Genomic DNA, 12,121 nt, shown 5'->3' with positions numbered 1-12,121 from the left:
CCGAGTACGAAGCGACCGCCTATACCCGCAGGTCAACCAGCAAGGTAGCGTGAGATCAACTTATCGACCCTGTCCGTCAAACCGGGTCAACCCCACCTCGCGTGGTAGTACGTTGCGGCCGCGTAGAGAGCGTCGGTGTCGACAGCCTCGCGGTCGGTCACCTCATCAGCCGTAAGACGCAGCAGATCGGCCGCGACGCCCAACCCTTCGGCATCCAGTACAAGCTGCGGGGGCCCGCCCGCCTGGAAGTAGCTCACCCGGCCTATGAGATCCGCGAGCAGGACATCCCGCACTCCCGGCACCTCCGTAGTTACGACCCGGCCCAGTGTATTGAGAGGCGGCAACTATCGCAGCGGTCCGCGACGGGGGATGTCGCCGCCTGTACCTATCCTGGCGAGGTGGACGTTGTAGCGAAGGACTTCTTCATCTCGTATACGGCCGCTGACAAGGCGTGGGCCAGCTGGATCGCCTACATCCTCGAGGCGGACGGCTTCGCCGTGACGATTCAGGAGTGGGACTTCCGGCCAGGCAGCAACTTCGCCGTCGAGATGGACAAGGCCCTGAAGCAGTGTCCCCGGATGATCGCTGTGCTCTCCCCGGCCTACCTGAAGGCGCCCTTCCCAGCCTCGGAGTGGGCAGCCGTCTTCGCCAGTGACCCGGAGGGCGCGAAGAACGCCCTCGTACCGATCATGGTGCAGGAGTGCCAGCCGGAAGGGCTGCTCAGTCAGGTGGTGCAGATCCGCATTCACGGACTCGACGAAGCCGCTGCACGGAAGCAGATCCTCGAAGGCGTCCGCCGCGAACGGAACAAGCCCGCCACACCCCCGCCGTTCCCGGGTACGCAGGCGGCGTCCACCAACGCGCCCGCCCCGGCTGTGCCATATCCGACAGCCCGCGGTGCCGTGCCGGCCAGCCCATCGCGGTTGCGCTGGCAGAGCCCGGCACCGCCGGTCAGCGTCTCCTGGCGCAGCGACCTTGACCGAGGTGCGCAGGACCGCAGGCTAGGCGCCGCAGCCGTCGAGGTGCACCTCGCCTCCGCCGCCGACGATGCGCGCCTGCAGGTCAGTGAGCTGGCCGCCCTCGCCGATCTGCTGCCCGACCATGGCCGGCAGCACGGCATGTTTACCCGGCTGGAGGCCCTGCACGCGCACGCCGACTCCGCCGTCGCCCGGGCGACGAGCAGCGGTCGGGACAACGAAAAGGGGCTTGTGATTACCCGATCGGGGCAGCGATCGGCGTGGGCCCCGCTGCCCCGAAGTCAAATGGGCGCGGTGCTCGACCGGGATGACCTGATTAAGCAGCTCGCTGCCATGCTCAATACGCTGACGGCGCTGGAATTACCTCACGGTGACCTCGTCGTGCCCGCCATCGGACTCGACCCTGCCACCATGATCTCCTACGGCAGGGTCAACGTGCCGAGCAACACCGCCACCTACGGGTTCGGGCAGGCAGACCACATCCACGTCTCCCCGGAAGAAGCCATCGACTACGGCAGCGTCGTCGCCCGCCCCGCCGACGTGGCCGCCGAGCTTGTCGCACGTCTCATCGCCGACCACCGGGCCGCCACGGGCCTACGCTGACGATCCGCTGATCTCGGTAGGAGGCCGTCCGGGAAATCGGCCGATGTCCCTCAGCTTTATGAATGAGGCTGATGCCGCGTTGTTCGTGTTTTGCTGGACCGGTGACCACCGTGAATTGGGAGCGTGAGCCCGGAGAGCGGGTGGAGGAGTTCGTCGCGGCTCTGCTGCTGTTGGAGCATCCTCACGGCAACCTCATCACTCCGTCGCGCGGCGATCGCGGCGTCGACATCCGGGTCGAGCACCCGGATGGTTTCGACATCTACCAGGTCAAGAGGTACGCGAGCCGGCTCGACGCCCGGCAGGCAGCGGAGATCGGGAAGTCATGGTCAACATTCATGCGGGAAACCCTGCCTCGGCTTCCCGTGCGGTCGTGGACCCTGGTGACGCCGTGGAACCCCACCAACGAGCGACTGGACTGGCTCGCAGAATTCACCGCAGAAGCTGAGTTTCCGTGCCGGTGGATGGGCGGCACGAACCTGGACGTGCTGGCAGCACATCACCAAGAGCTGGTGGACTATTACTTCGGCGACGGGGGAGAGCGACTACACCGCCTGATGGCCGATGCTCTTCAAGGCGGCCGGGACCTGCCACGCGGAGTTCCCGCCCAGGACATGCTAGCCGCCGCCGTCGAACGTCAGCGCGCCATCGTCGCCAACCTCAACCAGGTTGACCCGTTCTACCGCTACGAACTGGAGATCCGCACCGGGGCCGTCGGCGACTTGCCGTGGGACACGGAACTGGGCCGATGGGCCTCCGCCGCCTACGTGCAGTACCAACAGCTGCCCGACGGCCAGTACTCGGTGCTACGGCTGCTGCCGAAGTCCGCAGAGTCGGCGAGGTTGCGTCCCATCACCATCTCGGGTCGGCTGGAGGTCACCTCGGGGTCGCCCGAGCATCAGGCGGTCGAGAACTTCGTGCAGTTCGGTACCCCGTTCGTGGACGTGCCGGGAACCGTCACCGAGGTCAGCGGGCCACCCGGCGTCGCCAGGTCCACGCCCGGTAAAGGGCGTTTCCGGTTCATGGTCGCTCCCGAATCCGCCGCTGATCTACCGGACCTGGAGATCCGCCTGCTCGACACGACCGGCGCCGCGCGTCACACCCTGGACCTTGTCGACGTGGAGGTGTCCAACGGGTTGGAGGGCACCGGATTCTGGCTGTCCGGATACGACCGGGGAGGCGCTGTGCAGTTCCAGTTCTTCCTCAATGGCAGGGATGGCGACGCCGTGCAACTGAACGCCCGTTCGCTTACGGGAAAAGCGCCAGCCGACGTGCTCCCGGCCGTGCGCTTGACCGCTGGCCTCGGCCCCGGCGTGGGAATCATGGCGGCCGTGCGAGGTGGCGGCCCGGCCGTCACACCTATCTGGGAGATGAGCGACGAGCCAGTGACGCCCGTGGCCCGCTGGCATGTGCGTCTCCTCGAAGCGCTGATCGCGATCCAACGACACACCTACCAACGCATCACCGTGCCGGACGTCGACGCCGCATCGACGGCTGACCTGGACGCGATGCTGCGGGTCGGTCGGCTCCTCCGCGGAGAACACGTCGAGGGGACCTGGTCCGAGATTCCCCTCACGGTCACGTCCCCCGAGAACCTGCCGGTCGACGCCGACGAGTTCACCTTCGCAGGAGTCTTCCCGATGACCGTCCGGATCAACGGCCGCGACATCAGCCTCAATATGCGTCGCCAGATCGTGTACTGCGCGGCTCGACTTGTAGAGCCTGCCCCAACCGAGACCGACCAGTCTGATGAACCGCTGCGCCTCGTACCCGGATCCACCGACCGCGCGATCATTACCGCCGTTCCAGATGTGACCGGTCCGCCACTGACCGGGATCAGCGAGGCCTAGGGTCATCACACGCACAGGACGACCAATGCCGATCTCAGGCGGCCGACGTACGGACCTCCATCCCTGAACCGGTCAAGAAAGCGACAGTTTGGGGGACGTCGATGGGCTCCGTGGAAGACGAAAGAAGAATCTGGCTGGGAGTCCGTCTCGGGTAAGTCGAGACGGGCTTCGTGACCTACGTGGCCGACGAGCAACAGGCCCAAGATGCGCGAGTCGGAACCAGCGTGTCAGGCATGCGACGCTAGGGTCACCAGCGAACAGAAAAGGATGGACGCGTGCCCGACAGTCCCGGTCCTGAAGAGTCCGATTCCGCCGCCCCTGACGACGGCCCGACCCTGGGACAGCAGGAGGAGGCCAAGCTCTTCCAAGCCGCCATTGCAATAATGCCCTCAATGCAGCGGCTCCTGGCCAACCTTCGCTCCCAGGTTGGGCCTGCCCTTCAGTCTCTGCAGACCTCAGCGGATCTCACGCAGCTCCCGGACTACCAGCGGATTCTCGCCGACTTCGCCTCGAAGATCTCCTTTCCCGACTTCGCGGAGCTTATGCGCCGACATCTGCCAGGCAACTGGCACGGTGCGATCGGCGATGGCGTCAAGAGCATGGACCTATTCGAGTTGGCCCGTGCCGGCTGGCCCAGCGCCTGGGTTCCTGGACCGAAGGTGCTGCGGGCTCTCGCGCTCGCTGCGCCAGCCGAGCGGGGCCAAGTGCTGTGCGAGAACGAGGACCATGTCCTCGACGGATGCGACATCGCACTAGCGGAGGTGGTTAGTGGCCCAAGCCAGGTTCAGGCGAGTCTGCTGAGTCAGGCGGTCGCCGCTGCACGGCAGGGCTACCACGCCCCGGCGCAGGCACTGGCCGCCTCCGTCATCGACACCGTGATCCGCGAGTCCGTCTCTACATGGCGGGGGTACGCCGACTGGTTGCGACTGCACCCGGATGACGATGACTTCGCCATCGGCCAGATGCGGTACATGACCGCTATGGCGCCTCTACGGCCTGCGCTAAAGCGGTTCTTTCCGGAGAAGGGCCACCCGGTGCCCGAGGCGTTTAACCGGCACGCAAGTACGCACGCAGTAGGAGAGGTGCAGTACACGCGGACCAACGCATTGGTCGCTGTGCTGCTGGCTGTGTCGATCGTGCGGGAACTCCACGCCCAGTATGCCGAGCAGGTCGATGAAGAGTCGGTGTAGAGGGCGCGTGGGTGGCTTGGCAGTGATGGGCGAGTCCCTGCGCGAGATGGCGGGGACCGACGGATACGCCACGCGTTGACTCACGGCGCAGGACCCGGGCGTAGTCAGCAGATCGTCAGCGAACGGTCCCAACGTATCGGTTAGCTGCGAAACTTCTTACCGGCGAACCTACCTAATTCGCCGCCATCCGGCCGTCACGTACCTGGCTAGATGGCCCAAGGCTCTGGGCCAGAGCAGCGGCGTCTTCATCGATGTGTCGTACTGACTCAAAGGTATTCGTCGGCCAGCGAGCAGAGGTGGAGAACACCGGGGTACTTGGTGGCCTGGTCGGTGTGGGCATGTGCTCTACGCAGCAGTGACACCAGTGTGGCGAGGGCTGCCGGATCGTCGTCGGGCTGTTGGTGGGCGACGCAGATCTCCAGGGGCACTGGGTTCGATGCCTGGACGGAGAAGTTGGTGTGGATGTCGGGGTCGAGCTTTGTGCGGCCGTGTGGAGTCTGCATCTGGTCCGACTTGGGGTTGACGGAGTAGTAGACGCGTTCGCTGGCGCGGAACAGTCCGCTGACCCTGGGGTGGTGCTTGTCGAGGTCGTTGGCGAAGCCGCGGGGGACTTCCATGGTGCTGGAGCGGTCTCGGACGCGGACGATGCGTAGGCCCGGTGTCTTGTCGGGTCCGATGGTCTCGGGGAGGTCGGTGTCGTCTTCGATCTCGACGCCGGGCAGGATCAGCTGGTCGGGGCGCAGGTGCTTGTCCTGCATCCAGTCCCAGCCCCAGTTCCGGAATCCGGCGGCTCTGACCATGACAATGCGGTCGTGGGTTGCCGAGTCGGCGGCGCCGCCGACACCCAGGACGTTGGCGAGGAAGGCTGCCAGGATCTGCTTCTGCTGCCTGCCGGGGCCGATGCGTCCTTTGCCGTCGGCGAGGAGGGCGGGTAGGTCGGCGTAGGGGACCGTGTGGGAGGGGCTGCCGTCTGCGCCGGGGAGGTAGGCGGTTGCGGTGCCGTCGGGTTGTTGGCGGATGACGATCGGGATGCAGGTGGGGCCGTCGTGGTGGAGCCAGATCCCGACCTGTTCGATGTCGGGCAGTCCGACGGGCACTTGGTAGGGACCGAAACGGCCGAGCTGGCGCAGGCAGTCGTTGATGGCGGACGCCACGCGCAGGATGGTGCCGGCCCCGAACCGGGTGCCGGGGTAGGGCTCGGGCTTCTTCCGTTTGGCGTTCTCGGGCCAGGTCTTGGGCTCGGTGAACAGCTGGGCTGGCCGCAGGCACTGCAGGCGCCGATTGGTGCGGGCGAAGGCCTTCTTCAGGCCGGGCTTCGGGTCGATGAGCCGGGCGCGTTGGAAGAAGGCAGCGTCCTGCAGTTCGACGATGGCCCCCAGTCGGTCGGTGCTTCCGCCGAGGACCTCCCTTGCAAGCCGGTTGGTGTGTAGCTGGAGCATGGCGTCGTCGGTCTTCTTCTTGTCCGGGTCGGGTTGGACGCCGACGCCGACCTCGGCGCCGTTGCGTAGGCGAACGGTGATGTTGAGGTCGCCGGTGAAGCGGATCACGCTGTTGTCGGCCGGGGCGGACGTGGGTGCGAGGCCGAAGCGGTGTTCCAGGGTCGCGAGTACGGCCTCGCGAGTGATGTCGCTCTGCGTCCATAGCTCGATGGTGTACGTGGTGTTCGGGTCGAACGCGGCTTTGATCTTGCGGGTGGCGCGGGAGCCGACACGCTCGAGGTCGGGCAGTGGCCGGATTCCGCGCCGGGTGAGGATGCCGCGCAGCCTGTTGTAGACGTCGACGTGGTCTCCTGGCACCAGGCCGGTGTTGGCGGCGTGGACGAGTGTCTTGGCTCGTCTGGTTTCCTTGCCGTCGGCGTCCACGCTGGGTGCGACCTCGGTGTCTGCCGTTTGGCTTTTGGTGCCTTCGCTGTACAGGACGTAGGCGCGAATGGCCCGTTCGTCGAGCAGGTCGGCGGCTGCAGCCGGGTCGGCGAGGGTCTTGTGCGGGTCAGGAAACGAGAGCTGGGTGAGCTTCGCGAGCGCGCGGGCCAGGCCGGGGCTCCACTGCCACTGCCAGCCACCGCCGGGGATCCTCATCTGCCGTGCCGGCGCGGATAGCAAGGTGTGGGGTTCGTCGTCGCGGCCGAGGAAGCCTTGGGGTCCGTGCAGCCAGATGGTAGCCGAGGTGGGGCCTTTGCCGCGCGACGGCACGTAGGCCACGGGCATGAGCGGGAAGCGGCTGATGCTGACGTCGGCGTGGATGCGCGGTACGGGGACGTTGGGTGCGGTCTCCACGTGAAAGTCGATCTTGGCGGTGACGAATCCGGGGCCGGCGCGATCGTCGTCGGTCCGCTGGGGCGGCCAGAGGACGGCGCTGCGCCGGCCGTCGCTTCTCGGCGGCCCGAGGATGAAGTCGCGCCCCGCCTTGCCGAGAAGGTCGAGTTTGTTGTCGACGACCTCTTTGGCGAGGAAGGAGGGCAGCATCTGGTAGACGTGCGGGGCCATCGCGGCGGTGCCGTTGGCGCGGACGGTGTATTCGAGGAGATTGAAGCAGCGGCGGTCGAAGACGAGGTCGGCCGGCTTGAGCATGTGGTACCAGTCGACCTGGTCGGTGATTTCGGTGGTGGCCCAGCTGGCGATCGCGTCGGTGACCACGTATGTGTCGATGCCGGGGAACGCGACGATGAAGTCGTCCGACTTCAGGTTCCAGTTGACGTACATGATCGCCGGGTCGATGCCGCAGAGGAGCTCTTTGAGGCTGCTGGTGGGCAGCGAGTGCCCGGGGCGGCCGAACGGCCTCGCGCGCCAGTGCTTGTCGAGTTCGGTGAACCAGGTGGCGGGCATCGCCGCGACGTCGCACTCCACGTCCCAGCGGGCGCCTGGCTCGATGTCGAACGCGAGCAGCCGCAGGTAGTCGCCGGTGGTCCTGCGGGGCAGCTTCGCCGTGTTCTCGCTGGTCTCGGTGTCGGTCACCGGGGAGTCCTCCTCGATCCCAGGGGGTCGTTGGTGCGGACCAGGTGGCCCATCAGGCCCCACACGGCGGTGTTGACGGCGTGCTCTCGCAGGCGGTGCTGGCTCGCGCCGTCGGCGGGCGTGGCCAGCAGCTGTCCAAGGTACTGGTCGGTGGCCACGACGATGCTGGTACGCGCCGTGTCTGCGGTTTTCTCCTCGGGGTCGGCGAGTCTTTCGGCGAAGGCCGCGTCGCACAGCAGCACGGTGGTCGGCTGGTTGCCCCGGATGCTCCGTCCGATGGTCTGGCTCATAGGGACAAGGTTGTTGGCAACGAAGACCCGCCGGTCCTGGGGATCGAGAGCGCGGAACTGGATGGGGCGGCCAATGGCATCGAACCAGACCTTGCGAGCGGTGGAGCGGAGCTGCTTCACGAGACTGCCGACTTCGCCAGGCTCTGCGGCGGGCGGCCGTTGGAGGTGGCCCATAGCCAGCTGGCTGACCAGTGACAGGGGGAAGGCCAGGTCGAAGGGCGGCGGGTGGGAGCGGGTCAGGTAGATGACGGCGCCGAGGGCGGCGGTGTCGTTGGCGTTGAGGATGTTGTAGCCGCGCTGGATCGACATCTCGGCGGCGACGAGGATGTCTTCCTCGCCGGTGCCGAAGCGCCCGACGAGACGGCGTTGGATGCCGCCGACGCCTGGGTCGGCGGCGTCGGGTACGACGATCCGCGCGCTGAGCTGGGGCACTCGGGCGTTGATGTGGTCGCCGACGGTGCGTGCCTCGTCGCCGGAGAGGACCACGAACAGGATCTTGCGCCGGTTTTCGGGCAGCTTCGCCCGCAGCTCGTCGACGAGGCTGCGTGGGCGGCCGTTGACGGGCTGGCACAGCGCGGTGACCAGTAGCCGCAGGGCGTCGTGGCGGCGGCTGCCGGTCTTGCCGGACACGAAGATCGGGTCGGCGCCGTTCCTCTGGGCCTTGACTGCCATGTGGGATTGGCGCAGGGCGGTCTCGTCCTCGGGGGGTGGGCGCAGCACGGCGGTGGGCTCGATGGGGATGTGGTAGAACGACGAGCCGGGTGCCCAGCTGGTGGCGGAGGTCAGAACGACGTGGGGGCCCTGCACGCCCTCGCAGGCGAGGAGGTCGTGCGCGTGGTGCAGTAGCCACCGGCCGACTCCGTGGACCCACAGCAGCTGCAGCGACGCTCCGCCGTTGCGGCTGTCGGCCCACCGCAGGGCGAGGATGTTGCCCATCGGGGCCTCGGGAACGAGCGGCCGGTAGTCGCGTGGCGGCTGGTCGGCCCAGAAGGTTTCCTCGTCGGGCAGTTGCAGGTGCTCCCGCACCGATGGGTACATCGTCGTCATGGTGAAGAACGTCGTGGTGATGCGGCCGGCGCAGATCGCCGCCTCGACGACCAGGCGCAGCAGGCTCCGACGCTGGTCGAACCATTCGCGGCGCACGTGCCCTGCCTCGATGTTCGGTTCCAGCCACCGGTCGAGCCAGTCGTCGATGGCCAGCGCCACCGCGGCGTCCGTCCGTGGCTGGCGGGTCACCTGGGCGACGACGTCGTCGAGGCTGTGCGGCTGCTCGCTCAGCGGGCTCTCCGCGAATTCCTGCAGCTCATGGCGGTAGAAGTCGTCGGCGAGGTCCTCGACGCGCTTGTCCCCGTCACCGCGCGAGGGCAGCCCGAAGAGGGTCCGGGCGACGCGGCGCAACAGCGAGTGCGCCGTGAACGGCGCGTCGCCGAGCAACTCCTTCAGCTGCTGTCCGGACGGCGACAGGGCCAGCCGGTTCAGGACGAAGACCGCGTTCTGGTGGATCTGCAGCTGCGTGTGCCAGCGGTCGACCTCGTCATCGGCCGCCGGCGCCATGCTCTGGTTGTCCAGGGCGGCGTTGGTGTACTGGACCATCCGGTGCGTCCAGCCCTTGCCCGCGGCCACCAAGGGCTCGGTCTGCACGAACCGGGAGTCCAGCACCTGCTGGACCGCGTCCGCCTCGTCGATGACGAGCAGGTCGGTGTGCGGCTGGAAGGCCTCGAACCAGCGCATGGACGCGTCAGCCGGTTCCGCGCGGCTGGCGATGAGGCACTGCGCGGTGGTGACCCAGACCTGCGCGTTGGCGATCTCGCGGTGAGCCTTCTGCGCCGGGCAGATCGACAGCAGCGGGCAGTCGTAGGCGGCCGGCTCGTCTGCCTCGGCGTCGCGGAGCTTGCCGTGGCACGGAAACTCGTTCGGCTCCAGCGGCTTCCAGTCGGGGTTGGCCGAGCGCCGGAAGGGCTCCAGCAGGCAGGAGGCGTTAGCGTAGGCGGCAGCCGGGTCGGCAGGGTTGTCGTCGTCGGGCACGAGGACGGGAGATTCCTCGATCACGGAGCGCCAGTACCGGGCGGCGTGCTCGGCGCGGTTGCTGCGCCCGATCAGGGGCACGGCGTCGATGCCGATCGACCGGAGGAACGACACCTTGGCGTAGACGTCACCGACCGAGCCCAGAACCATCCCGACCCGGTTGCCGTGTTTCAGCACCCGGTTGACCGCCAACACGTCGGTGAGGGTGGTCTTGCCCGAGTTCATGAGCCCGACGATGTGGGAGACGCCGTCGAGGACGAACGTCTCGGGTCCGTCGACCAGGCCGGGGCCGTTGCGGTCGACGGAGCTGAAGCGCATGTTCTCCGTCAGGCGCTTGTGCCAGTTCCGGTTCGTGATGTGGGTCTTGCCGACGAGCCTGCGGTCGATTTCCTTCGCCGTCTCCAACAGCTCCTTCTCGAACGACACCGTCCAGGGTTCCCGAGAGCGGCGGGGCACGAGGGGAAGCCGCGCGACGGGCGGGGCCGGCGGCAGAATCGACGGCAGGTGCACCACCTCGACGCTGTCTCCGACGCGGAACTCGTACCGCCGCCCGGCCGGCACCGGCGGCCGCGGCGGGGTCAACCTGTACTGCAGCGGGTCAGCCAGCGCTCCGTCGTACGTCGCCACGCGGTCCTGGCACAACGCCGAGCCCGCGAGGGTGAACACGGTTTTGTCGTTGACCTGCCCGTCCGCGGCGTCCGTGCGGGCGAAGCGTCGCCATTCCTGCGGCACCCGCAGGTAGTGGTTAAGCAGCCTGCGCCAGTAGCCGCGCCGGGCCACGTCACCCATGCGGTGCCGCACCCGCCGGCACTCCGCCACGAGCTCGGGCGGCAGGTCGACGTACCCGGACAGCAGCGGCTGCAGCGCCCCCACCGGCTCGCCCGGGAAGTGCTTCGTCAGGAAGTGCAGCCCCAGCTCGACCCGGCAGAACGCGTCCCGAGCCATCACCGCCTCCGGGAACTGCTCCCGGCGCATCTGCTTCATCAAGCTGTCGCGCCACGACGAGGTCTCTCTCACGTGGCCAACTCCTTCACCCGTTCCTTGACCCGAGCCACCAGCTGGTTCTCGTCGATCACGTGCACGCCCGCGACCCGCCCGTCGAGTTCGGCCTCCAAGTCACTGATGTAACCCGGCTGCACCGCCCGGTGAGCTGGAAGCGCCAGGTACCGCCGGTCGCACAACGGTGCCTGCGGCCAGCTGAAGCCCCGGCCCAACAGCCGCGCGCTGACCTGGTCCTTCGCGTCCACGCCCCAGGTCTCGACAACCTCCGGCACGCCACTCGCGCCTGCACGCAGGAACTCGAGCAACACGTCCAGCGCGTCGACTCCCGGGTACGGCGTAACCCTGACCGTCGGCGCCAGCGCGTCGACCGACAGCGCGTCGATGATCCGCGCCTCCACCAGGCCCGGATCGTGGATGTACTTGCGGGTCGCCCGGTGCTGCTCGTAGACCACTGCCATCGGCACGGCCGTCCACGTCTCCGGTGAACCCCCGGGACAACCCGCGGTCGCGCAGCACGCCGATAGATCGGCCAGCACGTTGCGGCACGAAGGGCACAGGATGTACTCCTGCGGCGCCCGGGCGGGCCTCGAGTGGTAGGCGAGGCTGATCAGCCGGTGGACGTGCGTCTTTCCGCTGTTGTCCGTCGCCGGGAAACGCCGCTCAAGGCCGCGAACCTCACGGTCGGCGACGACCGCGTGGTCGATGAGGTAACGCCGAAGCACCGCGTACGCCTCCCCGATCTCCTCGTCCGAGGAGCCGTTTGCGGCTGCGGCTTCCCGCAGCGCCAGGTGTACCTGGTTCTCGGTCCACTCGGCCTCCACGTCGTGCCGCGCGAGCCGAGAACCCTGCTCCGCGAACTCGGACAGGTCACCGTCGGCCAACAGACTGTTCTGCAGGTCAGTGATCGACAGGTCGAGCTGCACAGGCCACGTCGCCAGCGGCTGCGCACAGAGCTCCAGCAGGGCGAGGTCGCTGTCGAGCGGCTGCAGAGCCTGGTCGGCGAAGCGCCACCACAGACGCGAGAAGCCCACCCGCCATGGGGCCGGCAACAACCCCGCCTCCTTCGCCGATCCGCCCGCCGCCTGCCTCCTCCGCTGAACGATGCCGGCCAGTCCAGCGGACAACATCATCACCGTCAGGTAGTCATCATCCGGGGTCCGAGCCCGTTCGAGATGCTCGCCAACGATTGGTACTTGAACATGAACGTCCACTAAAGCCGTTCCTCACACCTAA

General features: G+C 67.5%; 7 protein-coding genes. 3 read left to right on the top strand and 4 right to left on the bottom strand.

All coding sequences use genetic code 11. The features are described 5' to 3' along the window. Nucleotides 1-86: 86 nt before the first annotated feature. Nucleotides 87-293: a hypothetical protein gene (locus ABZ795_RS27715; RefSeq protein WP_357532484.1), complete on the bottom strand. Its 207-nt coding sequence runs from the start codon at nucleotides 291-293 to the stop codon at nucleotides 87-89. A 105-nt stretch (nucleotides 294-398) separates the two neighbouring features. Here ABZ795_RS27715 and ABZ795_RS27710 point away from each other — a divergent pair, with 105 nt between their 5' ends. The 3 genes from ABZ795_RS27710 (at nucleotide 399) to ABZ795_RS27700 (ending at nucleotide 4,617) form a co-directional block, all read left to right on the top strand. Beyond that, entirely contained in the window at nucleotides 399-1,580 is a 1,182-nt protein-coding gene (locus ABZ795_RS27710) for a toll/interleukin-1 receptor domain-containing protein (protein ID WP_357532483.1), read from the top strand. 101 nt (nucleotides 1,581-1,681) lie between these two features. Next, the gene (locus ABZ795_RS27705; RefSeq protein WP_357532482.1) at nucleotides 1,682-3,427 is read left to right on the top strand and encodes a hypothetical protein; all 1,746 of its coding nucleotides are present in this window, start codon (nucleotides 1,682-1,684) and stop codon (nucleotides 3,425-3,427) included. A gap of 275 nt (nucleotides 3,428-3,702) precedes the next feature. Further along, a complete protein-coding gene (locus ABZ795_RS27700; RefSeq protein WP_357532481.1) occupies nucleotides 3,703-4,617 on the top strand; it encodes a hypothetical protein in 915 nt (304 codons plus the stop codon). Between the two features lie 266 nt (nucleotides 4,618-4,883). On the opposite strand, the gene ABZ795_RS27695 is transcribed toward ABZ795_RS27700, so the two are convergent. Genes ABZ795_RS27695 through ABZ795_RS27685 form a run of 3 tightly spaced genes read right to left on the bottom strand, consistent with a single transcriptional unit; the run spans nucleotide 4,884 to nucleotide 12,099 of the window. Next, entirely contained in the window at nucleotides 4,884-7,571 is a 2,688-nt protein-coding gene (locus ABZ795_RS27695) for an RNaseH domain-containing protein (protein WP_357532480.1), read from the bottom strand. Beyond that, the gene (locus ABZ795_RS27690; RefSeq protein WP_357532479.1) at nucleotides 7,568-10,903 is read right to left on the bottom strand and encodes a hypothetical protein; all 3,336 of its coding nucleotides are present in this window, start codon (nucleotides 10,901-10,903) and stop codon (nucleotides 7,568-7,570) included. The genes ABZ795_RS27695 and ABZ795_RS27690 overlap by 4 nt, the downstream gene beginning before the upstream one ends. Next, nucleotides 10,900-12,099, bottom strand: coding sequence for a hypothetical protein (locus tag ABZ795_RS27685; RefSeq protein WP_357532478.1), 1,200 nt, complete (start codon nucleotides 12,097-12,099; stop codon nucleotides 10,900-10,902). Before ABZ795_RS27685 ends, ABZ795_RS27690 begins: the two co-directional genes overlap by 4 nt. Between the last annotated feature and the right edge of the window lie 22 nt (nucleotides 12,100-12,121).

This window comes from Micromonospora sp. NPDC047134 (assembly GCF_040643455.1).
Classification (GTDB): domain Bacteria; phylum Actinomycetota; class Actinomycetes; order Mycobacteriales; family Micromonosporaceae; genus Micromonospora.
Note: the sequence above shows the minus strand (reverse complement) of the source record. Positions and strands in the feature narration are given on the sequence as shown.